Genomic DNA, 24545 nt, shown 5'->3' on the forward strand with positions numbered 1-24545 from the left:
CTACGTTTCTGCGAGCGCTCGTCTGGCCACCTGGTAGCCGCGTTCCGCCGCCGCGCGCAGCACCAGCCGCGCGGCGGCGTTCTCGGCCGCCGAGGCTGCCGGCCTGGGCATGACGGGCGCGTCGGTCCGTACGCCCAGCGCCGCGAGATGGCGGACGAAGGCGTCGGCTCCCGGGACCTCGGCCAGTTCCTCCAGGACGGGTGTGTCACCGAGTCGCGCCACGCCCCACCGGGTGTGCAGCCGGACGAGCGCGCCGGGCCCCGGCGCGGCGGTCACGTGCTCCACCTGCCGCTGGACGCGCCGCAGGTCGTCGCCGCCGGACAGCCAGACGAGCTCGCGGGCCCGTGCCGCGATGTCGGGCGCCCCGCCCCCGCCGGGCAGGCGGACCCGCGGGGTGTCACCCGGCCCGATCAGGGAGGAGTTCACCCGGCCGCGCACGTCGACGTTGCCCGCGTCGAGGACGACCCGGTCGAAGCGCCGGGCCATCGCCAGCAGGACGTCGGCCGTGGTGCCGGTGAAGCCGAGCGCGTCCGCGTACGCCGGGTAGTCCGTGGTGCTCGTGGGCACCGACGCGGCGGCGCCGTGCACGCCGGCGCCCGCCTCGAAGACCTGGGTGAACGGTTCACCCTCCAGCTCGTACGCGAGCTGACCGGCGAGCACCGGCCAGTGGAAGCCGGTGAACACCCACCCGCCGCGCCGGAACTCGCGGGCGGCGCGGATCAGGAAACCGATCACGCCGGGGTCGTCAGGCATCGCGTCCTCCTGTCACATGCTCCGCCAACCACGCCGCGAACCCCTCCGGAGTCGAGGTGCCGGCGACGTAGCGCTCGTAGGCGGCGACGTCGCGCTCATAACGGCCGATCGTGCCGTCGGGGGCGACCGCGCCGGGGTGGTGCACGACGGCGGTGGTCAGCACCCCGGGGATGACGATGCCCGCCCGGCGGGCCGCCCCCGTGCCGACGACCTCCTCGGCGACCAGGACGAGGGCGCGGGCCGCCTGCGCGGCGACCAGCGCCTCTCCGAGCGGGCCGCGGATGACGCCGTTGCCGTCGGCGTCGGCCTGGTCGACGTGGACGAACGCGACGTCCGGAGTGATCGCCGCGACGATGTCGGCGGCGCCGAAGGCGGTGTCCACCCGGGACATCCGGCCGTTGGGCCAGTCCTCGTCCGTGTAGCCGGTGCCGGGGAGACCGGGCACCGGCATGAACGGCACGCCCCAGGCGCCCGCCGTCAGCGCCGCGGTCATCAGCCCGAGGCTCAGCTCGTACAGCGTCACCGCCCTGTCGCCGCTCTCGGCGGCGCGCCGGAAGTTCCACGTGGGGCCGGGACCGACAGGACTCCAGCAGTGACCGAAGGTGGCCGAGGCCAGCGCGCCCGCCCCCAGCAACTGGTCCAGCAGGATCCCGCCGGAGCCGATGACCACGTGCAGGCCGGTGCGGCCCTGCCGGATGATCTCGTGGCCGACGGCGAAGAGCTGGGCGCCGAAATTGCCCAGGTACACGGTGCGGCCCGGCTGAACGTGGGCGGTCACGGCCTCGGGCAGCCCGATCAGCTTGTCACCGGTCATGCGTACGCCTCCGGAAGCATGTGCAGCCCTGGGCCGAGGTGCGCGCCGCCGTCGATCTGGATCAGCTGGCCCGTCATCATCGCACCCGCCGGTCCCGCCAGGAAGGCGACGAGCTCCGCCACCTCCTCGGGGGCGGTGGCGCGCCGCATCGGCGTGCCCCTGGCGACCAGGTTGTCGTGCACGTGACGGCCGGCCTCGTCGCTCAGCGCGCTGGTCAGCACGGTGCCGGGACCGACGCAGTTGAGCCGGACGCCGTCCTTGGCCCATTCCAGCGCGAGTGTCCTGGTCAGCCCGAGGATGCCGGAGCGCGCGGCCACGGAGTGCGCCATGCCCATGCCGCCCCGCTCCACGCCGGACAGGGAGATGTTGACGACGCTGCCGCCCGCCTCGGCCAGGAAGGGGTACGCGGCCATGGTCACGGTGAAGGCGGCCGTGAGATTGAGGTCGATCACCGCCCGCCAGCCGCCTGCGGAGATGCCGGTGGCCGGGGCGAAGAACTGGCCGCCGGCGTTGTTCACCAGCAGGCCGAGGCCGTGGCGGGCGCCGGTCCTGCCGACGGCGGCGACCACCGCCTCGGTGTCGCGGACGTCGCACACCTCGTAGTCGTAGCGTTCCCGGTCGGCGGCGAGCGACCCGGTCTCGGCCAGCGTCTCCGCGCGCCGGCCGAGACCCGTGACCCGGGCGCCGAGCTCGACGAGGCGCAGCGTGATCGCCCGCCCGATGCCGCTGCCGGCCCCGGTGACCAGTGCGGACAGGCCGGCGCACGCCGTGTCGGCGAGCACGGAGGTCCGGGCCGTCATGCCCGCCTCGTCTCCGCGCTGACCTGGCGGCGCATGAGCTGGGTGGGCCGGTAACGGGAGTCGCCGATCTCGGCGAGCAGCGAGCGCAGCCTGGACGCCACGGTGACCGGCCCGGCCCGGCGGACGTACGCGAACGGGCCCTCGGGGTGGTTCATCGCCAGGCGCAGCGCGAGATCGACGTCCTCGGGCCGGGCGGTGCCCTCCTCCACGACGGCGTACGCCTCGTTGGCCAGGCAGTCGGCCAGCCTGTCGGCGACCAGGCCGGGCAGCGCGAGCACCCGGACACCGGCCGCTCCCAGCAGGTCCAGCAGCGCGTACGTGTCGTCCGGGACCGCGACGCCGGCCTCCGGGTCCTCCACCACCTCGGCGAAGACCTCCTCCCGCCACGCGTGCAGCCGCACCCAGCCCGTGTCCGCGGGCAGCAGGTCGCGCCAGGCCGCGTCGGAGCCGTCCACCACCACCCGCGCGCGGCGGCCGAGCTCGCGGACCTGTTCCACGTCCTCGGGCGTGGGGGCGCGGTGGCAGCTGAAGACCACGAGCGGGGCGTCGCCTGCGAGATGCCGGGCGACGGCGGGATGCCCGCGCAGCGCGGCGGCGTGCGGGCCGGTCACGTTCAGGCTGACGCCCTCCGGCGCGGGCCCGGCCGCCCTGGTGACCCGGCCGCGCCCGTCGCGTGGCGGCTCCACCGCGTAGTCGTAGAAGCCCCGGCCGGCGGCCCGGCCTGTCATCCCGTTGCGCACCAGCCCGCGGACCAGGGGGATGGGGCGGTATCGGGGGTCGCCGAACTCCCGATGCGCCGTCTCCGATGACGCCAGGTGGGTGTGCAGCCCGGTGAAGTCGAGCAGTTCCAGCGGGCCCATGCGGTGGCCGAGCGCGCCGCGCGCCACGGCGTCGACCACGGCCGGTTCCAGCCCCTGCATGACCAGGAGCTGCGCTTCGTAGTACAGCGGCCGGCATACCCGGTTGACCACGAAGTTCGGCGAGTCCGCGCAGGTGACGGGCGTCTTGCCGAGCTCACGGACGATGCCGAGGGCGTTCTCGTGGACCTCGTCGGCGGTGGCCGCCGCCTTGATCACCTCGACCAGCCGCATCTTCGTCGGCGGGTTGAAGAAGTGCAGCCCGATGACCCTCGACGGGTCGCCGAAGGCCTTGCCCATCTCGCCGACGCTCAGCGAGGAGGTGTTGGAGGCGACGACGAGGTCGTCCCGTCCGTGTGCGCGCACCTCGGCCAGCAGCGCGGCCTTGGCCTCCATGTTCTCGACGACGGCCTCGACGAACAGGGTCGCCTCGCGCAGGGCGGATCGCAGGGTGCCCGCTTCGACGGTGGCCTTCTCGCCGTCGGCCTCGGCCTCCCGCCGGATCAGCGCCAGCCCCGCCTCGGTCGCCTCCGGCGACACGTCGCAGACGACGACCCGGGCTCCGGCCCGGTCGAACACCCGGGCGATGCCGCGCCCCATCGGCCCGAGTCCCGCGACGGCGACGGTCATGCCCGCCACCCGGGTCATGCCGCCACCCGCTCGATGACGGCGGCGATGCCCTGCCCGCCGCCGACGCACAGACTCGCGACGCCGAAGCGGGCGTCGCGCCGCTCCAGCTCGTGCAGGAGGCTGACCACGACGCGCAGGCCGCTCTGGCCCGTCGGGTGTCCCAGCGCGATGCCGCCGCCGTTCACGTTGACCCGGTCCTCGTCGAGGTCCAGGGCGCGCACGTTCTGCACGATCTGCGCGGCGAACGCCTCGTTGATCTCGAACAGGTCGATGTCGCCCACGGACAGGCCGGCCTTCTTCAGGGCCGCGGGGATCGCCGCGGTGGGGCCGATGCCCATCATGGTGGGATCGACGCCGACGGCGGCCACGGACACCAGCCGGGCACGCGGGGTGAGACCTCGCTCGGCGGCGGCCCGGCCACCGGCCAGCACGACCGCGGCGGCGCCGTCGGCCATCTGGCTGGCGTTGCCCGCCGTGACCGTGCCGCCGTCCTCGAAGGCGGGGCGCAGTGTCGAGAGCTTCTCCGCGGTCGATCCCTGGCGGAACGTCTCGTCCCTGGAGAGCGCCCCGTCCTCGTGCGCCACCTCGACGATCTGGCCGTCCAGGATGCCCTCCTCCCAGGCGGCGGCCAGGCGCTGGTGGCTGCGGGCCGACCAGGCGTCCTGGTCGGCCCGGCTGACGCCGTACTCGCGCGCCACCTTCTCGGCCGTCTGTCCCATGTTCATGCCGCAGATCGGGTCGGTGCCGCCGTCCCGCCAGCCGTCCGCCAGCAGGATGTCCCCGCGCCGCATCCCGCCCCAGCGCAGGGTGTACGGAGCGATGTACGGCATGGTCGACATGCTTTCCGCCGCCACGGCCAGGGTGAGCTCGCTCTCCCCCAGGAGGATGGGGTGCGCCGCGAGCTGGAGCGCCTTGAGGCCGGAGGCGCACGCCATGTTGACGGTCTGCGCGGGAACGGGCTCCGGCAGGCCCGCCTTGAAGGCGACCTGGCGTCCCGGGTTGGGGCCGTTGCCGGCCTGCCGGCAGTTGGACAGCACCATCTCGCCGATGTCGGCGGGCGACACCCCGGCGCGGTCGAGCGCCGCCCGCCCGGCCAGTCCGCCGAGCTCGACGAGCCGGACGTCCTTGAGGGATCCCCCGTACCTCCCGTGCGGTGTCCGTACGGCGCTCACGATGTAGACGTCGTCAGCCACGTTCACTCCTCGCTGTTCAGATCTCGCGGACCAGGCGCTTGGCCTTGTGGGTGCTGCGGGCGAGCGAGCCGGACGGGACCGGCTCGACCACCGCGCGGACGGTGAGTTCGGCGCGGATGGCGTGGGCGAGCCGGTCCACGGCGGACTCGGCGGCGCCGTCCTCGGTCTCCAGCCGCACCTTGACGCCGGTCAGGTAGCCGGTGGCCCGGTCGACGACGTCCTCGTCGATCACGATGAGGTACTCGCCGGTGGCGCCCGGGGTGCTGCGCACCAGGCTCTCCACCGAGCTCGGGAAGAAGTTGACGCCCCGTACCACCAGCATGTCGTCGGCGCGGCCCAGCACTCCCCCGCGCAGGCGGCCGTGGGTGCGGCCGCACGCGCACGGGTCCGGGTCGCGCACCACCACGTCGCCCGTCCACCAGCGCACGAACGGAGACGCCTGCTTGTCGAGGTGGGTGAGGACGAGCACGCCCGGGCTGCCGTCCGGGACCGGGGCGCCGGTCCCGGCGTCCACGACCTCGGCGTACACGAAGTCCTCGGCGAAGTGGCCGCCCGCCTGCCGCTCGCACTCCCAGGCGATGGGCTGGAACTCGAGTGAGCCGTAGCCGTCGAACACCTTGGCGTCCCAGCGTTCCTCGATGAGGGCGCGGGTCTCGGGGATGCCGCCGCCCGGCTCGCCGCCGACCTGGATCCGGCGTACCCGGTTGCCCGTCACGGGGCGGCCGAGCCGTTCGGCGGTCTCGGCCAGGTGCAGCATGAACGACGGCGTGCCGCTGACGGCGGTGGTGCCGTATCTGGCCATGACGTCGATCTGGCGCTCGGTGTCGCCCGACCCGCCTGGGATTACCGTACAGCCGATCTTGGTGTAGGCGGCGGTGACGCCGAGCCCGCCGACGAACCAGGCGAAACCGAACAGCGCCTGGTACACGTCGGTGCGGCGCACGCCCTGGCTGTACGCGAACCTGGCGTACAGGTCGGCCCAGCGGTCGAGGTCCTGCCGGGTCCAGCAGACCGGCGCCGGAGAGGAGGTGGTGCCCGAGGAGAAGTGCACCCGGGCCACGTCCTCCGGGTGCACGGCCAGCATCGAGCCCCACGGCCCCCGCTCGGCCAGGTCCGCCACGTAGTCCGCCTTGCGCACGACGGGCAGGGAGCGCAGGTCGTCGAGCGAGCGCAGGTCACCCGGCTCGAAGCCGATCCCGGCCCAGGCCGCCTTGTAGTAGGCGCTGTTCGCCCCGACGTAGGCGAGTTGCCGCCGCAGTGCGGCGAGCTGGAACTCCGCGATGCGGTCCCTGGGCCAGGTCTCCACCTCGCTCCAGTATTCGGCCGAGCTCGGGCTGTCCATCTTCAGCTTCCTTTCAAACCGTTCACGATGAATCGGGCGAAGGTGTCGGCGACTTTCTCCACGTCGAGCGGCGTGCGGTCGGGGGCGTACCAGATGGGGATCCAGTTCAGGGCGCCGAGCGCCGACTTGACGACCAGGCCGCTGTCGGTGGCGGCGAAGTCGCCCAGCCGGACGCCCTCCTCGACCACGTCGATGAAGATCTGCTCGTACCGGCGGCGCAGCGCGAACACGTCGGCGAGCACGTCCTGGTGGATCGCGATCTCGGCGACCGAGCGCATCTCGATCGCCTGTACGGAGACGCGCTGCGCGTGGTTGCGCAGCATCATCATGGACGCGTGCAGGTGCGCCATCTGATACATGCGCTCGCCGGGTCCGGCGTCCTGGCGGGCGCTGATCGGTTCCACCGCGGCGATGAGATCGCGCATCCCGGTGACCACCACGTCGAGGAAGATCTCCGCCTTGCCCCGGTAGTAGTGGTACACGCGGCCCTTGGTGGCGCCGAGCTCGTCGGCGATCGCGTCGATGCTGGTCGCGAAGTAGCCCTTGCGGGCGAAGGCCCGCGCCGCCGCGTCCAGGATCGCCTTGCGGCCGTCCTCGCCGGGGCCCGGCCGGCCCAGTGCGGGCCGGCCGATCTCACTGCTGCTCAACGGGTGTACCGCCCTTACGTCCGAGGTACCAGGGCCAGTGGACGTATCGGTGAGCCGGTGCCGCCGAGGATGGGAAGCGGCGCGGCGATGAAGAAGAACTCCCAGGCCTCGCGCTCGCTGAGAGGTGCGAGGTTCATCGCCTCCATGATCGGCACACCGTGGTCCACCAGCAGATGACAGTGGACCGGCAACGTCGCCGCCGGCATCTTCTCGTAGGCGACGGTGTCGGTTCCGGAGGCGATGATCCCATGGCTGGTCAGCCATTCCGCCCCGGTGAGCGTGACCCCTGGGGCTCCGGTCGACGTGCCGAGGAAGGTGGCGTTGTCGTCCCAGTGCCGGTCCCAGCCCGTCCTGATCAGGACGACCGAGCCGGGCGCCGGCAGCGGGCGGGTCCTGAACCAGGCGTCGAGCAGGTCGGCGTCCACCCCGTCATCGGGGGTGAGGTCCCGCCCCAGCGCGACGGTGGCGTCCACGAGGTGGCCCGGCGCCAGGACCGGGGGCATCTCGTGGACGGAGTGCACGGCGACGCCCTCGGCGTACGACTGGTTCTCGGTCACGTCGAGGCCGCCGTAGATCCTGCCGAACCTGGAGACGTGCGCGAAGCCGTCCATGTGCGTGCCCACGTGACCGCCCGTGGTGATCATCTCGGCGGCGGCGGAGACGCCGTCGGGATACATCACCTCTCCATGCCGCTTGGTGAGGGTGAAGGAGTAGGGCGGATGGTTGGGGTGGTGCGGGATGCCGGTGTGGAGCCGATGGGCCAGGTCGTACACGATCGACGGGCCCGGTTCCGGCCATGGGACGTCGAGCGTCCAGTGGTCGGTGAATGTCACCGGCTCGCCTCCTCGGCCTCGGCCTTGATGAACCGCCCGAGCACGAGCCGCTGGATCTCCGAGGTGCCTTCGTAGATCTCCAGGATGCGCTGGTCCCGGTACAGCCGCTCGGCGGGGCACGGCCTGCAGTAGCCGGCGCCGCCGTAGATCTGCACCGCCAGGTCGACGCTGCGGTGCGCCGCCTCGCTCGCGTAGAGCTTGGCCATCGCGCCGAGCACGCTGACGTTCTCTCCTCTGTCGTACGCGCGCGCGGCCTCGACGGTGATCATGCGTGCCGCGGTGAGCTCGGTGGCGACGTCGGCGAGCGGGAAGGAGATGCCCTGGTTGTCGATGATGGGCTTGCCGAAGGTCTGCCTGCGGCAGGCCTCCCTGCTGCCGGCGTCGTATCCGGCCAGGCCGACGCCGACCGACTGGGCGGCCACGGAGATCCGTCCCGCGTCCAGCGTCCGCATGGCGAGACGCATCCCGCGGTTCGGCTCGCCGAGGACGGCGTCGTCGCCGACGACCGTGTCCAGCTTGAGGTTGCTGGTCAGGGTGCCGCGGATGCCCATCTTGTCCTCGTAGCGGTCGATCACCACGCCGTCGGCGTCCTTGTCGACCAGGAAGGCGGTGATCCCGCGCGTGCCCGCTTCCGGGTCCGTCAGCGCGAACACGATGTAGGACTGGGAGGCCCCGCCGTTCCCGATGAAGATCTTCTCTCCGCGCAGGCGCCAGTGGTCGCCCTCGCGGACCGCGGTCGTCCTGATGCCCGCGGCGTCGCTCCCCGCGCCCTCCTCACTGAGCGCGAAACTGACCGCCTTGCCCGCCGCCAGGCCGCCGAGGTGTTCGGCCTTCTGCCGGTCGGTGCCGGCGAGCAGGAGCGGCGTGCCTCCCAGGGCGTATGCCGCCAGGATCGACCCGGTGGAGGTGCAACCACGCGAGACCGTCTCGATGACGGCACAGGTGGTCTCCAGGTCGGCGCCCTGCCCGCCGTACTCCCGGGGCACGAACAGGCCCGCGAGACCGGACTCGACCAGTCTCTCCACGCTCTCCCACGGATAGCGCTGGTCGCGGTCGAGCTCTTCGGCCAGGGGGGCGAAGTGGTCCTCGGTGAGCCGGGCGGCGAGATCGACCCATCTCCGCCGTTCCCCGTCGAGCTCCGGTTGCCAGATGACCGCCACGGACACTCCTAACATACTACTGAGTAGGTTGGTTCGAGGATAGACCTGTGCCCGCCGGGCGGGAGGTTCCGTCCGGCGGGCAGGGGGGCTAGGCCAGCGCGTCGAGCCCGGCCTGGGCGACCGTCATGTCCTGGCTGTAGTGGCCGCCGCTGACGCCGATGGCGCCGATGACCTGGCCGTCGGCCGTGATCGGGAAGCCGCCGCCGAAGACGACGAGACGGTCGATGCCGGCGGGGGCGCCGATCGCCAGCGGACCGTCGTCCTTGATGAAGTCGTACCAGCCGTCCGTCGGCATCCCGAAGCCCGCGGCCGTGTACGCCTTGTCCTTCGCCACCTGGACGGAGAGCAGGGCGGCGCCGTCCATGCGGGCGAAGGCCTTGAGCACGCCGCTCTCGTCCACCACCGCCACCACCATGGCGAGACCCTGCTCACGGGCCTTCTCCACGGCGGCCGCGACTGCTCGCTGCGCGTCCTCGTAACTGATCGACGGCTTGTTGATGGGCTGCATTGTCGGTCTCCCTTTATCGTTGGTCGTCAGATGACGCCGTCTGCGCGCAGGCCGGCCAGCTCTTCTGGGTCAATTCCGGCGAACCGGGACAGCACCGCCTCATTGTGCTCGCCCATTTCGGGGCCGAGCGAGCGGATCCCGCCGGGGGTGGCGGAAAGCCGGGGGAAGACGTTCTGCATGGGGAACTCGCCGAATTCCGGGTGCGGGAGGCGGACGATGGCCTCGCGCGCGGCGAAGTGCTCGTCGGCGAACATGTCGCGGGCCGTGTAGATGCGGCCCGCCGGCACCCCGTGCTCGTGCAGGTGGTCGAGCAGCGCGTCGGCCGGCATGGTCGAGCACCAGTCCGCGATGATCTCGTCGAGCCGCTCCTGGTTCAGGCCCCGGCCGCCGTGCGTGGCGAAGTCCGGATCGACGGCGAGCTCGGGACGGCCCATGGCCTGGGCGAGCCTGCCGAAGACGGTGTCCTGGTTGGCGGCGATCAGGACCATGTCGTCGTCCTTGGTGCGGTACGCGTTGCTCGGCGCGACGTTGGGCAGGATCGACCCGGTCCGCTCGCGGGTGTAGCCGCCGATCGCGTACTCGGGCACGGTCGACTCCATCAGGGCCAGGACCGCCTCGTAGATGGCGCTGTCGACGATCTGTCCCCGCCCGGTCGTCTCGGCCACGCGCAGCGCTCCCATGCACCCGAGCGCCGCGAAGGTGCCGGCCAGCGCGTCGCCGAGGCTGATCCCGACCCGGCTGGGCAGGGCCTTCGGATCACCGGTGATGTGGCGGATGCCGCCCATGGCCTCACCGATGGAGCCGTATCCGGCCCGGCCGGCATAGGGACCGTCCTGGCCGTACGCCGACACCCTGACGATCACCAGGCGGGGGTTGATCTCCCAGAGCGTCTCAGGGCTGAGCCCCCACTTCTCCAGGGTTCCCGGGCGGAAGTTCTCGATCAGGACGTCCGCGTCGGCGATCAGCTTACGGAAGACCGCCTGGCCCTTCTCCACCCGCAGGTTGCAGGTCACGGACTGCTTGTTCCTGCCCAGGATGGGAAACCAGAGCGACTTGCCGTGCGGACGCTCGCGCCCCCACTGCCGCATCGGGTCGCCTTTGGCGGGGTCCTCCACCTTGATGACCTCCGCTCCGAGATCACCGAGGAGCTGACCGCAGTACGGACCGGCGACCAGGACACCCGTCTCGATGACGCGTACCCCGGTCAACGGCCCCTGCGAGAACGCTTCCATGTGATTCATGCACCTTTCTCCATGCGGTCCGGCCCTCATCCGGTCGCGGGCTGGGCGATCAGCGGCCGTCGCACGCGTCCGCGGACCAGGTCGAGAGAGACCGCTCCGATGAGGGTGAGCCCGAGCAGCACGTCGGTCAGCGGCAGGGGCAGCCCGCGCAGCCGGAAGATGTTCCTGATCAGCTCCAGCGCGAACAGGCACACCAGGCCGGACAGGGCGCTGCCCCGCCCTCCTCCGGCGAGCCGGTAACCCGAAATGAGCAGGGCGCCGTACACGAGCAGCTCGACGCCCTCCCCGAGGTTGACCGCGGACGCGCCGGTCCGCATGACCTGGAGCGAGCCGGCCAGCGCGGCCACCAGGGCGACGACCACGAACAGCCACATCCGCACGCGGTCGGCCGGGATCCCGGCACGCCGGGCCGCGACGTCGTCGCCGCCGACCGCCCGCAGGTGGTTGCCCCAGCGGGTGTACCTGATGATCCAGCCGACGAGCACGGCCAGGACGACCACGCCGACCAGAACGACGGGGACGGGGCCGATGGCGGTCTTCAGCGCCGCGCTCAGCTCCGGCGTGTAGGCGGCCACCGAGCTGCCGCCGCTGATCACGCTGACCAGGCCGCGGGCCGCCACCAGCATGCCGAGGGTCGCGATCAGGGGCCAGATGTGGAACCGCACCGAGAGCACGCTGTTGAAGAGGCCGACGGCGACCCCCGCCGCCGCGGCGGCGGCGACCCCGGCGAGCGGTGACTCCGAGAGCTGGAGCACCGTGGCGTACACGACGCCCCCCAGCCCGAGCACGGACCCGAGACTCAGGTCCGCGACCCCTCCCGTCATGGCCAGGCAGGCCGCGAGAAGGATGATGGCCGGAGCCATGATCCCGCTCGACACGCTGGCCAGGTTGGCGACCGACAGGAAGCTGGGGGCGAACACGATCCCGCACACGATCACGATCGCGAGGAAGGCGAGACTCGTGGCCATGGGGCTCAGCAACGCGGTCGCCGAAGGTTTCGGGCGGCTGGTCAAGGTTCTCACCTCTTCTTCTCGCGCAATGAGTTGACGGCCAGGGCGACGGCCAGGACGAGGCCTTCGATGACGGGCTGCCAGCTCGACGACACGCCCCAGGTGACGATGGCCGTCGGCAGCGTGCTCAGCAGGAGCAGCGACGCGAACACGCCGCTGAACCGCCCGCGCCCGCCGGTCAGGGCCATGCCGCCGAGCAGCAGGATCGAGATGACCCTGAACTCGGTGCCAGCGGTGAGGCTGGACTGCACGATGTCGCCCTGGGAGGCGAGCACCAGCCCGGCGATGCCCGCGCAGAGCCCGCACAGGACGAACGCGACGCCCTGGACGCGCCGCGGGCTGATGCCACGGGCCCGCGCGGCCTGGGCGTTGCCGCCCACCGCGACGAGATGCCGGCCGGGACGCGTGCTCCTGATCACCAGGCCGACGATCGTGAAGACCACCAGCATCACCCAGAAGACCCTGGGGACGCCGAGCCACGCTCCGGCGGCCTGCTGGCGCAGGAAGGAGTCGCGCGGGATGGCGACGAAGTCCACGAAGATCCGGGTGACCCCGCTGACCAGGAACATCATGCCCAGGGTCGCCACGATCGGATGGATGCCCAGCCACAGCACGAGCCAGGCGTTGGCGGCTCCGATCAGCACCCCGAACAGCACCGCGACCAGCATCGCGGGCGGGAACGACCAGCCCTCGACGAGAAGCTGCGCCACGATCAGCGCGGAGGTGACGGCGGTGACCCCGACGGAGAGGTCGAACTCGGCACCGGACATCATGACGATGCCGACGCCGGTCACCATGATCCCGACAAAGGCCATGTTGAACGCCACGGCCACGACCGTCTGGCCGGACAGGAAGCCGGGGGCCCGCAGGCCGGTCGCCACGACGAGCGCCAGCCAGGTGAGCAGCAGCACCAGCGTGGTGGCGCCACGCCCCCGGGGGGCGAGGGCCGAGACCCTCGCCCCCCGGTTCGTCAGTGCGATGCCTGAAGTCGACATTGGTCCGGCTAACCCTTGAGCCCGTACGTCTCCACGCCCTCGGGGCAGTACTTCTCGGCGGCCGAGGCCGAGCCGGCGTCGCCCGCGTACAGCTCCTCGATCCTCTGGTCCAGGCTGGGAATGCTCTTCACCTGGTCGTTGGGGAACTGGCACGCCGGGTTGAAGTGCGCCTTCGGGTCGGTCGGGGAGTCGACGACCGCGGGAGCCTCACCTGCGACGATCTTGTCGAGGAGCTTGAAGATCTCCTTCGCGTATCCCTCGTACCAGAAGGCGGTCGAACCACCCAGGCCGGGAGTGTCCACCCCGAACAGCATGAGGTCGGCGCCCAGCCCGTAGCCGAACACGTTGCCGGCCCGGCCCAGCTGCTCGGCGGCGTTGATGGTGCCGATCACCATGTTGTCGTTGCCGCCCAGGGCGAGGATGTTCTTGGCGTCCGGCTTGGAGACCAGGATGTCGCGGGCGACGCCCTGGGCGCCGTCCGGCGTGGTCGGTGAGTTGCGCCGCTGGATCACGTCGTCGGGAAGGTCGGGGCACGCCTCCTTGAGGCCCTTGAGAATGCCCTCGGTGCGCAGCAGCGCCACGTCACCGGAGGCTTCGTTCTCCAGCAGGGTCACCAGGTCGGGCTTGCAGTCCCAGTTCTCCTTGGCGTGGTTGCCGCCCGCGAGCCCGCTGAGCCGCCCGGCCTCGACGTTGTTGATGCCGAAGAAGTGCGCGCCGGGGTGGGCGATGTCGATCGCGATGACCGGGATGTTCGCGGCGTTGAACGTGTCCATGAGCTGGGGGGCGACCTTGCCGTCACCCTGGAACTCCACCGCGTGCGTCACGCCCTGGGCGACCATCGTCTCCGCGTTGGAGACGGCGGTGGGCCCGTCCCGGTCGTTGTTGAGGACCACCAGGTCCCAGCTCCGCTTCTCGGCTTCCTTGCGCATGCCGGTGTCGAGCGCCTTCAGCACCGGGCTCTCCGGCTCGGCGAAGTTGGCGAAGCCGATGAACACCTTCTTGTCCGCGGCGGACTCCCCCGCGGCCGGCTCGGCGGTGTCCGTGGAGCCGCCACAGGCCGCGACCGCGGCGGTGAGCGACATGATGGCCACGGCCTTCAGCGGCCAGCGTCGTAGTCTGGACGTTGACATTTCGTACTCCGATCTCGCCCACACCAGGTGGGATTCGACGAGGTTTCCCCGATCTCGGTGCCGCTCAGGACACCTCTGATCCCCCGGTGATGAGTCCGACGATGTCGTTGGCCACGACATCGCGGATGTGCCGTTCGCCCACCGTCCGGCCCTGGCGCATCACGGTCACCCGATCCGCCACCTTGAACACGTGCTCCAGATTGTGGGAGATCATGAGCACGGACACGTCCTGTGTCTTCAGGGCCGTGATGATCTCCAGGACACCCTCCGACTCCTGCACCCCCAGGGCCGCGGTGGGCTCGTCGAGCATGACGATGTTCTTGCCCCAGAGCATCGCGCGCGCCACGGCGAGCGCCTGGCGCTGACCTCCCGACATCGCGGACACGGAGTCCGCGAGCGACGGGATCTTCGCGCCGATCCCGGCCAGCGCCTGACCGGCGTCGTCCGCCATGCGGCGGCGGTCCACGAGCTTGAAGAGCCGGCCGAGCGGCCCGGCCTTGACGGGCTCCCGTCCCAGGAAGACGTTCTCGCTGGCCGACATGGAGTCGACGAGGGCGAGATCCTGGTAGACGGTCTCGATGCCGGCCCTCAGCGCGTCGCCGGGGCCGGCGAAGCGCCTGGGCTCGCCGTTGATCAGGATTTCCCCGGAGTCGGGGACGACCACGCCGGCGATGGACTTCACCAGGGTCGACTTGCCGGCCCCGTTGTCGCCCATCAGGGCCATCACCTCACCACGACGCAGGTGCAGGGACGCTCCCGCCAGCGCCGCCACGGCCCCGAAGTTCTTCCTGAGATCCGTCGCGACGAGCACGGACGTGCTGTCGGGCCTGCCGCCGGACCGGGCATCGTCCTGCAGCGTTGCGGGGGATGCTGCTGTGTCGCCGTTCATAGGGCCTGAGTATCGGCCGAATCGTATGCAATCTGTCAAGGGGCAACCGGAACATTACTCCCTGGAGCAAGATGCTGAAAGGTCTAGTCCACGGCTTCGGACGTCAATCTCTGATCATTGATCCGAGACATCATTCCAGGTCACAGGCGTTGGCCGCCCTTGATGACGGCAACAAGAAGGGTTGTCAGAGTCGGACCCGGCTGTCGGGACGTCTTGACGCCTCCGGAGGGTCGAGCCTAGATTGCACACACTTCACGAGGTGGACCGTTACAGGCGCCACACCCGTAGCCAACGCTGGAGGTTCCATGATCGGCGACATGCTCGTCATCGATGCCGTTGTCCACGGATACGACTTCCGGCCGGAGAACCGGAACCCGAACTGCCCGCAGGCTTCGTACGACGGCATGGTCGACTTCCTCTACCGCGTCGGGCACACGTCCGTGGAGTCGGGCAAGCCCGGCTACCTGATGTCCCGGGACGAGTTCACCGCCGGATGGACGGCCGAGGAGCTCGCCGAGATCGTCTTCGTGGAGAGCGACGTGGACGTCCTGTACTACCACGGCGTCGAGATCGACGGATTCTTCTCCGGCGGCGCCTCGCCCTACGAGCTGGGCAAGGCGCTCAAGCGCGCCTACCCCGGCCGGGTCCAGCTCTACGCCCCCGTGGACCCGCTGCGCGGGCCGGCGGAGCTGGAGCTGATGGAGCAGCGCATCCGCGAGGACGACATCGACGGACTGAAGTTCTATCCGACGAACGGCGTCATCGATCCGGAGATCAGCTCCTCGAAGCTCACCCTGCTCAACGACCGCGAGCTGGTGTTCCCGTACCTGGAGAAGGCGCGCGAACTCGGCATGCGGCGCATCGCGATCCACAAGGCCGTGCCGGCCGGGGCGGGTCCGCGGGTGCTCAACCACGTGGACGACGTGACCACGGCGGCCATCGCGTTCCCCGACATGACCTTCGAGGTCGTGCACAGCGGCTGGGCCTTCCTGGAGGACTGCGCCCTGCAACTGCGCTCGCACGGCAACATCTACGCGACCATCGAGTCGGTCTCCAACATGATCGTGCGCAAGCCCCGGAAGTTCGCCGAGATCATCGGCACCCTCATGGCGCACGGCGGAACCGACCGGATCCTGTTCGCCACCGGGGTCCCGTCGGCGCACCCGCAGCCCATCGTCGAGGCGCTGCGCGACTTCACCATGCCGGAGGACCTGGTCGAGGGCTGGGGCTTCCCCGAACTCACCGACGAGATCAAGGCCAAGCTCCTCGGCGGCAACGCCGCCCGCCTGCACGGCCTGGACCCGGCGGAGGTCAAGCGGAGGATCAGCACGGACGGGATCGCCGAGCGGCGCGCCGCCTACCTCGCCGAAGGCGAGCGCCCGTGGAAGCTGCACCGGGAACGGCTGGCCGCCTGACGCCCGGTTCTCTCAAGGAGGTGGAGATGGAAGCCGAACAGCAGGATCTGGTGGCCCGGGTCCTCGACGCGTGCAACGCGGTCCAGGACCCGTGCAGCCTCGGGGTCGGGCAGCCGATGGGGATCGTCGACATGGGCCTGGTCGAGTCCGTGGAGGTGCGGAACGCGGCCGACGGCCGTGCCGTGGGGGTCGCCCTGAAGCTCATCACGACCGCTCCGATGTGCATGTACAGTCCTTATTTCGAACAGAGTGTCCGCCGCGAGCTGGCCAGCGAGCTGCCCCAGCTGGAGGATGTCGCCATCACCTGGGGCGACAGCACGGAGTGGGACGAGAGCCGTATGACACCGGCCGGCAGAGAAAGGCTGGTGGCCAACCGGAAATCCGTCCTGTTGCCGGTCGAAGTCGTACGGACACGGCACGCCGCCGTCCGATGAGCCGTCCGGTCTTGGCCCCCGTGGCGGTCACCTGTCCCCCGCTTCCACTGTCCGAACGTGAAGGTTGAGGTGCCGGCGTGGCCAAGGCTGAACGTACCTACGAACTCATCCGCGATCTCCTGCTGGGCTCCGCCTACAAGCCCGGGGACAAGCTCACGGAGGCGAGCCTCGCCAGAGCGGTGGGGGCGAGCCGGACCCCGGTCCGCGAAGCGCTGCGCCGGCTGCACACCGAGGGCTTCATCGAGTGGGAGCACAACATAGGAGCCCGGATCCCCGAGTGGAGCCCGGAGGATCTGTGGGACCTGTTCACGGTGCGGGCCCAGCTGGAAGGAGCCGTCGCCCAGCGGGCCGCGCACCGCATCACCGCCGAGGAGCTCGAACAGCTCCGGGAGCTCAGCCGGCGCATGGAGGCGATGGCGGAGCAGGCCGAGCCCGGACACCTCGACCAGATCGCCGAGCTGAACGGCCGGTTCCATCAGATCGTCATGAACGCCAGCCGCAACCAGCGGTTGAGCAGCCTGCTCTCGGCCCTGGTGCAGGTCCCCCTCGTCTATCGGACCTTCCGGCAGTACGACAGGGACGCGCTGTCGCGCAGCATGGCCCACCATCGGGAAGTCCTGGTGGCCTTCGCCAACCGCGACGGGGAATGGGCCCAATCCATTATGCAGTCGCATATCTACAGCGCCCGTTCGACATTGACGAACATGGGCCGCGCGAAGAATCCCGACACGGAAAGCGATTGAACTCTTGGGGAATACCCATTCTGTCGACATCGTCGAGGTCGGCCCGAGGGACGGCCTGCAGAACGAGCCGGAATTGCTCGACACGAGCACGAAGGTCGAATACATCGACCGCCTGATCCGCGCCGGCGCGCGCCGGATCGAGGCGGTGAGTTTCGTCCATCCGAAGCGCGTGCCCCAGATGGCCGACGCCGAGGCGGTGATGGCCGCCGTGCCCAGGCCGGCCGGCGTCTCCTACATCGGCCTGGTGCTCAACCGGCGTGGCCTGGACAGGGCCTTCGCCGCCGGGGTCGACGAGGTCAACTACGTCGTCATCGCCACCGAGACGTTCAGCCTGCGCAACCAGGGCATGGGCGTCGAGGCGTCGCTCGACGCCTGGCACGACATCGCCGCGGCCGCCAGGGCCGCCGGGATCCGGGTCAGCCTCACGGTGTCGGCCGCCTTCGGCTGCCCCTTCGAGGGCGAGGTCCCCGCCGACCGGGTCCTGGAGATCGTCCGGTCGGCGCTCGCCACGCCCGCCGACGAGATCGCGGTCGCGGACACGATCGGCGTCGGGGTGCCGCACCAGGTCCGGGACCTGGCGGCCCGGGTCGCGGAGGCCGCTCCCGGCGTGCCGCTGCGCATGCATTTCCACAACACCCGCAACACCGGGTACGCCAACGCCCTGGCGGCGGTGGAGAGCGGGGTGCACACCCTCGACGCGAGTGCGGGCGGGATCGGCGGCTGCCCCTTCGCCCCCGCCGCCACCGGCAACATCGCCACCGAGGACCTGCTGTACACGCTGCACCGCAGCGGCATGCGGACCGGCCTCGACCTCGAAGCGACCGCCGCGACGGGCACCTGGATCTGCGAGCGGCTGGGGAAGACGCAGCCGCCCGCGATGCTGGGGCGAGCCGGCGACTTCCCGGCCGGGGCGCGTTAGCACCGCGCCGGCCCGCTCTCCTCGCGGAGAACGAGCCGGCGCCCCGGATCAGCGTCCCTGGAACTGCGGGGGCCGCTTCTCCAGGAACGCGTCGATGCCCTCCGTCCGGTCGGCCGACGACAGGGCCACCATGAGCTGGGACCGCTCGAGCTCCAGCCCGGCGGAGACGCCGATCTCCTCGGAGGCGCGCAGCGCCGACTTGGCGAGCAGACCGGCCACGGGGCTGTGCCGGGCGGCCTCCTCCGCCATCGCCACACCGGCCTCCACCACGCACTCCGCCGGCACGACCCTGTTGACCAGGCCCATCCGCTTGGCGGTCCACGCGTCGACGGTCTTACCGAGAAGCACGAGCTCGGCGGCCTCGAACCGGCCGGCCACCCGGGCCCACCGCTGCGTCCCCCCGGCGCCCGGGATGAGCCCCAGGCGGATCTCGGGCTGGCCGAACACGGCCGAGTCGGCGGCCACGACGAAGTCGCAGCTCAAGGCCACCTCACAGCCGCCGCCGAGGACGTATCCGGCGACGGCGGCGACCAGCGGCTTCTTGAAGGCGGCGATCCTGGGCCAGGCCTTCTGCCGCTCCGCACGCAGGTAGTCGGCGGGGGTGGTGTCCCGGAGCTCACGCAGGTCCGCCCCGGAGGCGAACAGCTTGGTGCCGCCGGTCAGCACGACGGCGCGGACCGAGGACTCGCCCTCCGCCCAGTCGAGCGCCTCCACCACGCCTTTCAGCATTTCCGAACTCAGCGCGTTGCGTTGCCGTGGGCGGTTCAGCGTGACAATCGCCACGTGTTTCCGCTGTTCGATCAGAATGGGCTCGTCCGCCATGAATTCCTCCAGGGCTAGGCTTTCTGAATAGACATACTACCCAGTAGGTTGCCCATTGTCCGAGCGGCTTCGCGGCATTTCACGCCGATTTCCCGGGAGGCGCGTGCCGTCGCTGCCGGTCGGGTCGTACCGCGCGAGGCGCGCCCCTCCGCCAGGCGGTCACGGGCGCCGCCGGCGCGGCCCGGTTTCGCCGGAGCTCTTGATCACGGGTTCATGATCGCGATACTTTTCCGCCGAACATGACAGATCGTCATCTTCACGTACCGCAGGAAAAGAGACATCGGCTGATGCGCGACCACCCACCTCGATCGGCCTTCGTGACCCGCCGGACCGTGCTGCGCGTGTCCGGCGTGGCAGGATCCACCCTGCTCGTCGGCGCCGCCGCGGCCACCCCCGCCTCGGCCACCGCCGAGGCGTTGTCGCCCGAGCAGCGCACGATGGCGCTGCGGGTGGCCAAGGCCGGAGCGATCTACCCCATCGAGGTCCCCGGCTTCGGCGAAGGGGGCACGGCGAGCAGCCGGGCCACCGCCTCCCGGCTGCGTGCCACCGAAGCCAGGCTGCGGCCGGCTCGGCTGGCGGCGGTCCGTACCGGGGCCGACCTCCTGATCTCCCAAGGCCTGCTGGCCGCGCCACGGCCGGCGCTGCTCGCGGGCATCGGCCGGGCCGCCGCCACCGCGGCGCCCGCCGAGCGGCAGGGCCTGATCGCGCTCGCCGCGCTCGGCGCGGCCACCGTCTCCCGCCACTTCGACCCCGCCTCCGACAGCCTCGCGACCGTGTGGATCGGCGGCCTGGCTCACCTGCACGAGCAGGGCATGCGGCCCGACGCCCTGCGACACCTGGAGACGCGATGAAGCTCAGCCGGGAGACAGAGGACCGGCTGCACCGGGGCAAGCGGAAGATTCTGGACTACTTCGGCGCCGACCCCAACGTCACCGGCGCCGGCATCGGGTTCCGCCGCCGCGGCGGGCAGTGGACCGAGGAGCCCGCCGTCGTCGTCCTGGTCGCCAAGAAGCGCCCCGCGGCGCTCGTGTCCAACCGCCGGCTGCTGCCCGCGACCGTCGAGGTGGACGGGGTCACCTGCGAAGTGGACGTGATCCAGGCCGGACCGTTCACCATGGGCACGGTGACGGTGACGGTGACGGCGACCGCGGCCGCCGGCAAGGTCACCGGGCGCATGCGCCCGCCGCGGCCGGGCTGCAGCATCTCCAACACCATGGACGGCAACACCGCGGGCACGCTCGGGCTGTTCGTGCTGGACAACAAGGACGGCAAGGTGTGCCTGCTCTCCAACAACCACGTGATCGCCCGCATGGGACGGGCCACCCCGGCGGAGGACATCATCCAGCCGGGCGCCCACGACGGCGGCACGCGGCCGGACGACATCATCGCCTACGTGAAACGCTGGGCGCCCATCGACGACGGCACCAGCGTCGACGCCGCCATCGCCGAGCTGACCGACCAGAAGGGCTTCGTCCTGGAGCCCGCGCTCGACCGCATGCCCGGCCCGTCGGCCGATCACCCCGTCGTCGGCATCCACACCGCGGGCGACGGGTACGGCACCAACGCGCTCGTCAGGATGGACAAGGCCCTCGCCGCCCTCGACGTGTCGGTGGCCGTCAGGGACGCGAGCGGCAAGGTGGTGGCCGCCCCCGACGCGGTGGTGGCCCCCGAGCCGTACATGAAGATCGAGAAGGTCGGCAGAACCTCGGGCTACAGCTCCAGCACCATCACCGCCATCGGCGTCGAGTCGTACCTGGACTCGATCCGGTTCACCGATCTCATCCTCACCGAGAGCTTCGGCTCACCCGGGGACTCCGGCTCGGCGGTGTTCGCGGGAGGCGACGGCTCCACGTTCGTCGAGCCCGAGAACCAGCGTCCGTGCCCGCTCCTGTCGACCGTCGGCGACTACTACCGCCTGCCGCTGACCCAGGACAACGACCTCGCCGACGACCTGCGGGACGACTTCCTGGCCCAGAGCCTGGTCGGCAGGCTCCTTACCCGCCTCGCCTACCTCAACCAGCAGGCGGTGGTCGACCGGCTGGCGGGCAAGCAGGCCACCGGGTCGGAGCTCTCCTACGCCTCGCAGTACTACACGAAATATCACGACTTCATGGCCACGGTGCTGGCCGACCCCGGCTCGACCGCCGTCGTCACGGAAGAGCATCTCGAAGACGTCGCCCTGGTCATCTACGGCCTGAACCAGACGGTGCTGACCGCGGAGGAGGGCCGACTCGCCTTCAAGCTCTTCCAGGAGGCGCTGACGCCCACCCTCGGCATGAACCGGCGGCAGGTGCTCGCCTACATGAACCAGCCGGACCTGTACAAACTCGTCTACGACGCCATCGCCGCGGTGCCGACCATCGAGACGAACGGGCCCATGGAAATGCCGCGATGACGACCACCGCACCGCCTGGATCCTTCGTCGCCGGGGTGCACGACCGGCTCTCGCGCCTGGCCGATGACCTGCCGGACCCGGTCCGGGGCCCGGTGCGGACGCTGATCGCCGGGCCGGGCAAGTTCGCCCGGCCGCGGCTGCTGGCCGCCAGCGCGGCTTTCGGCACGCCCGACCCCGGCCGGCTGGTACGCCTCGGCGCCGTCGTGGAGCTGGCCCACCTGGCCTCGCTCCTGCACGACGACGTCATCGACGAGGCCCGGACCCGCCGGGGAGCGCCGGCCGCGCACACGGCGGTCGGCACCGAACAGGCCATGCTCGCCGGGCTGGCCTGCTTCGCGCTGGTGGGCACGGAGGCCGCCGACCTCGGGGAAGGCGTCGCCGGGGCGGTCAGCACGGCCGTCGCCACGCTCGCCTACGGCGAGCTGCTCGACGTCGAGCGCGCCTTCGACACCGCCTTCCCCCTGCCCGCCTACCTGGAGGTCGTGCGGTGCAAGACCGCCGAGCTGTTCCGGCTGTGCTGCCTGCTCGGCGCCGCGGAGGGCCGGTGCGGGCCGGGTGAGACGGACGCGCTGGTACGGTTCGGCGCGGCGCTCGGCGTCACCTTCCAGATCCTCGACGACTGCCTGGACCTGAGCCCGTCCGGCTCGGGCAAGCCGATCGGCACCGACCACGCGCTGGGCCTGTTCGGCGCCCCGACCCTGTACGCGCTACGCCCCGACCGGGGCGGGGAGCTCGCCAGGCTGCTGCTGTCGCCGTCGTTCGGCGTCCGGGACCTGCCCGAGGCGCACGCTCTCATCAAGGACCGCGGCGGGCTGGAGGCCGCGGCCCGGCTGGCCGCCGACTGGCATGGTCAGGCGCTCGACGCCCTGCGCGAGCTGCCCGCGGGCGACCCCCGCGACCGCCTGGCCGCGCTCACCACCTCCCTCCTGGACGTCCCTTCATGACCGTTCATCTCGCGGCCGACGTGCTCGTCGTCGGCGCCGGGCCGGCCGGGGCGATCACCGCCGCCGAGCTGGCCCGGCACGGCCTGCGTGCCGTGCTGGCCGGTCAGGACGACGGGCGGGCGGACCACGACCTCGTGCTGAGCGGGGCGGCCCTGCGCGGCCTGGCGTCGGTCGGCGCGCTGGAGGAGGTCGGCGCCCGCGTCGTCGACGCCGTCGAACTGCGGCTGGGCCCCGGCGACGGCCATGTGCTGCCCGAGGCCGTGAGCGCCATGTGCGGCCGGCGCCGCCTCCTCGACGGGCTGCGCCGGACAGCCGTCACCGCGGGCGCCACCTGGCTCCCCGGTACGGTCTCCGACCCCGTACGGGAGGAAGGCGTCTGGCACGCCTCCACCGGCGGCACCACCGTGTCGGCACGCCATCTCGTGCTCGCGACCGGGGCTCCCCCCACCGGCACGTCGCACGCCACAGGTCTGCTGTGCGCGCGCCCGTACAGCGGAGTGGACCTGACCACGTCGATCGTGCTGGCCCTGCCCGCGCCGCGGACCATCGACCCGGCCGAACGGCCCACCTGCGTGTGGGCGGTGCCGGGCGGGACGGCCGGCACCTGCACGATCGGCGCCTCCAGGCTCGGCCCCGCCGACCCGGACGAACTCCTTCAGACCGCCCTGACCGTCCTGGCCGGCGGGGACCCGCGCTTCGCCGCGGCCGTCCCCACGGGCCCGGCGGTCACCGGGGCGCTCAACAGCGGCTTCTCCCCCGAGCGCAGCGTCCAGGACGGGCGGCTCCTGGTCGGCGACGCGGCCGGGCTGGTCAACCCGTTCACCGGCGAAGGGCTGAGCTACGCCGTGCAGAGCGCCGTTCTGGCGGCCCGTGCCATCACCGGCCATCCCGGCGACCCGGCCGCGGCCGGGCGGGCCTACACGCGGCGGCTGTCGGCGACGTTCGTCGGCTACTTCGAGACGGCGACACACGCCGCCCGGCGTTACCACCTCGCCTGGCGGGTCCTGGTGGCCACGGCCGGCGACGAGCGGCCCGTCTCGGCCAAGGTCCGGCGGGCCGTGCTGACCCCGGAAGGGTTCTCCGGGCTGACGGCCGCCGACCTCATGCCGCTGCCCGCCGCCGACGTGGCGCTTCTCGGGCCGTTCCTGCTCGCCTGCGACGAGGTCGCGGTGCGTGCCGTCCGTGCGGAATGGCCGTTCATCGCCCGCCTGCTGATCGCCGGGGAACAGGCTCCCCACCAGCGTCTGCGCCCCGCCGTGCCGTTCTTCGCCGCGTTGCTGGCCGGCGGGAACCCGCCCGACGCGACGATGGCCACCCTCGCCGCCGCGATCGAGCTCGCGACCCTCGGGGCGCTGGCCTTCCTCGGCCCGATGCCCCCGCGTGCGGCCCCGGGCAGGAGGGTGGACTGGGCCGTCGCCAGCACCGTGCTCGCGGGCGACTTCCTGCTGGCCCAGGCGTCACGGCTGGTGGCGGCCTCGGCGCCGGAGGTGTCGTGGTCGTTCGCGGACTGGCTGGGCGAGCTCGCCGCTCTGCGCGCCGCCAGGATCGACCCGGCGGGCCGGTCGCGGGCGGGAGAGGTGTTCGCCGCGCTGCTGGAGTTCCCCTCCCGCATCGGGGCGCAGCTCGGCGGGGCGTCCCCCGAGACCGTCGGCGCGCTGCGGAGCTTCGGCGGCCACAGCGGGCACGCCTTCCTGCACGCCGAGGAGGTCCTCGCGCTCCGCGGCGAGCGCACCCGGCTCGACGTCACCCTGCCCGCCATGCTCGCGGGACGGCTCTCCGCCATCCCCGACGACCTGCCGGGGATCACCGGCGGCCTGCTCGCGGGCGTCCCTGGCGCCCGGTCCGAGGCCATGGACCTGGCCGCGACCGGCTGCGAGGACGCCCACCGCGCGGCCCTGGCCGCGCTGCGGAACGTCACCCATCCGGTGTCCGCGCGCATCCTGCGGAGCTTCGTCGCGACCTTGTGCGCCCCCTGCGCACCACTATCAGCCGCCGGCCCAGCAGGAACGGCTCCGGCGGACCGGCACGACCCGTCCGCGCCGGTGAGCTGACGGGTCGTGTGGAGCCCGCC

The 24545-nt window shown here is 71.7% G+C and carries 24 protein-coding genes; 8 read left to right on the forward strand and 16 right to left on the reverse strand.

The window, feature by feature from the left end; translation table 11 throughout:
* The 15 genes from ACIBF7_RS30080 to ACIBF7_RS30150 all read right to left on the reverse strand — a co-directional run bounded on the left by ACIBF7_RS30080 (position 1) and on the right by ACIBF7_RS30150 (position 14802).
* On the reverse strand, positions 1-753 hold the full coding sequence (locus ACIBF7_RS30080) for a hypothetical protein (RefSeq protein WP_397198678.1): 753 nt from the start codon (positions 751-753) through the stop codon (positions 1-3).
* Positions 746-1567: a CoA-transferase gene (locus ACIBF7_RS30085; protein ID WP_271279620.1), complete on the reverse strand. Its 822-nt coding sequence runs from the start codon at positions 1565-1567 to the stop codon at positions 746-748. The genes ACIBF7_RS30080 and ACIBF7_RS30085 overlap by 8 nt, the downstream gene beginning before the upstream one ends.
* Entirely contained in the window at positions 1564-2367 is an 804-nt protein-coding gene (locus tag ACIBF7_RS30090) for an SDR family oxidoreductase (RefSeq protein WP_271279619.1), read from the reverse strand. The genes ACIBF7_RS30085 and ACIBF7_RS30090 overlap by 4 nt, the downstream gene beginning before the upstream one ends.
* Positions 2364-3872 (reverse strand): 3-hydroxyacyl-CoA dehydrogenase, encoded by a 1509-nt coding sequence (locus tag ACIBF7_RS30095; protein WP_271279618.1) that lies wholly within the window; start codon positions 3870-3872, stop codon positions 2364-2366. Before ACIBF7_RS30095 ends, ACIBF7_RS30090 begins: the two co-directional genes overlap by 4 nt.
* Positions 3869-5047: a thiolase family protein gene (locus ACIBF7_RS30100; RefSeq protein ID WP_271279617.1), complete on the reverse strand. Its 1179-nt coding sequence runs from the start codon at positions 5045-5047 to the stop codon at positions 3869-3871. Before ACIBF7_RS30100 ends, ACIBF7_RS30095 begins: the two co-directional genes overlap by 4 nt.
* Before the next feature lie 16 nt (positions 5048-5063).
* A complete protein-coding gene (locus ACIBF7_RS30105) occupies positions 5064-6389 on the reverse strand; it encodes a phenylacetate--CoA ligase family protein (RefSeq protein WP_271279616.1) in 1326 nt (441 codons plus the stop codon).
* Between the two features lie 2 nt (positions 6390-6391).
* Complete coding sequence (locus ACIBF7_RS30110; RefSeq protein ID WP_187280994.1) at positions 6392-7036, reverse strand: TetR/AcrR family transcriptional regulator; 645 nt, start codon at positions 7034-7036, stop codon at positions 6392-6394.
* A gap of 14 nt (positions 7037-7050) precedes the next feature.
* Positions 7051-7869 (reverse strand): cyclase family protein, encoded by an 819-nt coding sequence (locus tag ACIBF7_RS30115; protein WP_271277250.1) that lies wholly within the window; start codon positions 7867-7869, stop codon positions 7051-7053.
* Entirely contained in the window at positions 7866-9029 is a 1164-nt protein-coding gene (locus tag ACIBF7_RS30120) for an acyl-CoA dehydrogenase family protein (RefSeq protein ID WP_397198679.1), read from the reverse strand. Before ACIBF7_RS30120 ends, ACIBF7_RS30115 begins: the two co-directional genes overlap by 4 nt.
* Positions 9030-9117: 88 nt before the next feature.
* Positions 9118-9537 (reverse strand): heme-binding protein, encoded by a 420-nt coding sequence (locus ACIBF7_RS30125; RefSeq protein ID WP_148029763.1) that lies wholly within the window; start codon positions 9535-9537, stop codon positions 9118-9120.
* Positions 9538-9563: 26 nt separating this feature from the next.
* Positions 9564-10778, reverse strand: coding sequence for a CaiB/BaiF CoA transferase family protein (locus ACIBF7_RS30130; RefSeq protein ID WP_397198680.1), 1215 nt, complete (start codon positions 10776-10778; stop codon positions 9564-9566).
* Positions 10779-10804: 26 nt separating this feature from the next.
* Complete coding sequence (locus tag ACIBF7_RS30135; protein WP_148029762.1) at positions 10805-11791, reverse strand: ABC transporter permease; 987 nt, start codon at positions 11789-11791, stop codon at positions 10805-10807.
* A gap of 5 nt (positions 11792-11796) precedes the next feature.
* Entirely contained in the window at positions 11797-12783 is a 987-nt protein-coding gene (locus ACIBF7_RS30140) for an ABC transporter permease (protein WP_397198681.1), read from the reverse strand.
* A gap of 8 nt (positions 12784-12791) precedes the next feature.
* Entirely contained in the window at positions 12792-13913 is a 1122-nt protein-coding gene (locus ACIBF7_RS30145) for a substrate-binding domain-containing protein (RefSeq protein ID WP_148029760.1), read from the reverse strand.
* 64 nt (positions 13914-13977) lie between these two features.
* Complete coding sequence (locus ACIBF7_RS30150; protein ID WP_397198682.1) at positions 13978-14802, reverse strand: ATP-binding cassette domain-containing protein; 825 nt, start codon at positions 14800-14802, stop codon at positions 13978-13980.
* 317 nt (positions 14803-15119) lie between these two features.
* Here ACIBF7_RS30150 and ACIBF7_RS30155 point away from each other — a divergent pair, with 317 nt between their 5' ends.
* From ACIBF7_RS30155 to ACIBF7_RS30170, 4 genes are all read left to right on the forward strand, one after another.
* Positions 15120-16217, forward strand: coding sequence for an amidohydrolase family protein (locus ACIBF7_RS30155; RefSeq protein ID WP_148029758.1), 1098 nt, complete (start codon positions 15120-15122; stop codon positions 16215-16217).
* Positions 16218-16243: 26 nt separating this feature from the next.
* Positions 16244-16651, forward strand: a complete 408-nt coding sequence (locus tag ACIBF7_RS30160) for a metal-sulfur cluster assembly factor (RefSeq protein WP_148029757.1) — start codon at positions 16244-16246, stop codon at positions 16649-16651.
* A 77-nt stretch (positions 16652-16728) separates the two neighbouring features.
* Complete coding sequence (locus ACIBF7_RS30165; protein WP_148029756.1) at positions 16729-17394, forward strand: GntR family transcriptional regulator; 666 nt, start codon at positions 16729-16731, stop codon at positions 17392-17394.
* A 4-nt stretch (positions 17395-17398) separates the two neighbouring features.
* Positions 17399-18313: a hydroxymethylglutaryl-CoA lyase gene (locus ACIBF7_RS30170; protein ID WP_271277758.1), complete on the forward strand. Its 915-nt coding sequence runs from the start codon at positions 17399-17401 to the stop codon at positions 18311-18313.
* Positions 18314-18361: 48 nt separating this feature from the next.
* Here the strand turns inward: ACIBF7_RS30170 and ACIBF7_RS30175 are convergent, their stop codons facing one another.
* Positions 18362-19135, reverse strand: a complete 774-nt coding sequence (locus tag ACIBF7_RS30175; protein WP_148029754.1) for an enoyl-CoA hydratase-related protein — start codon at positions 19133-19135, stop codon at positions 18362-18364.
* 317 nt (positions 19136-19452) lie between these two features.
* Between ACIBF7_RS30175 and ACIBF7_RS30180 the strand changes: the two genes are divergently transcribed.
* From ACIBF7_RS30180 to ACIBF7_RS30195, 4 genes are read left to right on the forward strand one after another with little or no spacing between them, the layout of a single operon-like run.
* The gene (locus ACIBF7_RS30180) at positions 19453-19986 is read left to right on the forward strand and encodes a hypothetical protein (RefSeq protein WP_271277757.1); all 534 of its coding nucleotides are present in this window, start codon (positions 19453-19455) and stop codon (positions 19984-19986) included.
* A complete protein-coding gene (locus tag ACIBF7_RS30185) occupies positions 19983-21530 on the forward strand; it encodes a hypothetical protein (RefSeq protein ID WP_271277756.1) in 1548 nt (515 codons plus the stop codon). The genes ACIBF7_RS30180 and ACIBF7_RS30185 overlap by 4 nt, the downstream gene beginning before the upstream one ends.
* Entirely contained in the window at positions 21527-22474 is a 948-nt protein-coding gene (locus ACIBF7_RS30190) for a polyprenyl synthetase family protein (RefSeq protein ID WP_271277755.1), read from the forward strand. Before ACIBF7_RS30185 ends, ACIBF7_RS30190 begins: the two co-directional genes overlap by 4 nt.
* Positions 22471-24525 (forward strand): FAD-dependent monooxygenase, encoded by a 2055-nt coding sequence (locus tag ACIBF7_RS30195; RefSeq protein WP_271277754.1) that lies wholly within the window; start codon positions 22471-22473, stop codon positions 24523-24525. The genes ACIBF7_RS30190 and ACIBF7_RS30195 overlap by 4 nt, the downstream gene beginning before the upstream one ends.
* The last annotated feature ends 20 nt before the right edge of the window (positions 24526-24545 follow it).

The organism is Nonomuraea sp. NPDC050478 (assembly GCF_044458265.1).
In the GTDB taxonomy this organism is placed as follows: domain Bacteria; phylum Actinomycetota; class Actinomycetes; order Streptosporangiales; family Streptosporangiaceae; genus Nonomuraea; species Nonomuraea ferruginea.

Excerpts from the sequence above, each read along its gene's own strand:
- ACIBF7_RS30080 (WP_397198678.1), bottom strand. The coding sequence starts at position 753 with ATGCCTGACGACCCCGGCGTGATCGGTTTCCTGATCCGCGCCGCCCGC.
- ACIBF7_RS30085 (WP_271279620.1), bottom strand. The coding sequence starts at position 1,567 with ATGACCGGTGACAAGCTGATCGGGCTGCCCGAGGCCGTGACCGCCCAC.
- ACIBF7_RS30090 (WP_271279619.1), bottom strand. The coding sequence starts at position 2,367 with ATGACGGCCCGGACCTCCGTGCTCGCCGACACGGCGTGCGCCGGCCTG.
- ACIBF7_RS30095 (WP_271279618.1), bottom strand. The coding sequence starts at position 3,872 with ATGACCCGGGTGGCGGGCATGACCGTCGCCGTCGCGGGACTCGGGCCG.
- ACIBF7_RS30105 (WP_271279616.1), bottom strand. The coding sequence starts at position 6,389 with ATGGACAGCCCGAGCTCGGCCGAATACTGGAGCGAGGTGGAGACCTGG.
- ACIBF7_RS30125 (WP_148029763.1), bottom strand. The coding sequence starts at position 9,537 with ATGCAGCCCATCAACAAGCCGTCGATCAGTTACGAGGACGCGCAGCGA.
- ACIBF7_RS30130 (WP_397198680.1), bottom strand. The coding sequence starts at position 10,778 with ATGAATCACATGGAAGCGTTCTCGCAGGGGCCGTTGACCGGGGTACGC.
- ACIBF7_RS30140 (WP_397198681.1), bottom strand. The coding sequence starts at position 12,783 with ATGTCGACTTCAGGCATCGCACTGACGAACCGGGGGGCGAGGGTCTCG.
- ACIBF7_RS30145 (WP_148029760.1), bottom strand. The coding sequence starts at position 13,913 with ATGTCAACGTCCAGACTACGACGCTGGCCGCTGAAGGCCGTGGCCATC.
- ACIBF7_RS30150 (WP_397198682.1), bottom strand. The coding sequence starts at position 14,802 with ATGAACGGCGACACAGCAGCATCCCCCGCAACGCTGCAGGACGATGCC.
- ACIBF7_RS30155 (WP_148029758.1), top strand. The coding sequence starts at position 15,120 with ATGCTCGTCATCGATGCCGTTGTCCACGGATACGACTTCCGGCCGGAG.
- ACIBF7_RS30160 (WP_148029757.1), top strand. The coding sequence starts at position 16,244 with ATGGAAGCCGAACAGCAGGATCTGGTGGCCCGGGTCCTCGACGCGTGC.
- ACIBF7_RS30175 (WP_148029754.1), bottom strand. The coding sequence starts at position 19,135 with ATGGCGGACGAGCCCATTCTGATCGAACAGCGGAAACACGTGGCGATT.
- ACIBF7_RS30185 (WP_271277756.1), top strand. The coding sequence starts at position 19,983 with ATGAAGCTCAGCCGGGAGACAGAGGACCGGCTGCACCGGGGCAAGCGG.
- ACIBF7_RS30190 (WP_271277755.1), top strand. The coding sequence starts at position 21,527 with ATGACGACCACCGCACCGCCTGGATCCTTCGTCGCCGGGGTGCACGAC.
- ACIBF7_RS30195 (WP_271277754.1), top strand. The coding sequence starts at position 22,471 with ATGACCGTTCATCTCGCGGCCGACGTGCTCGTCGTCGGCGCCGGGCCG.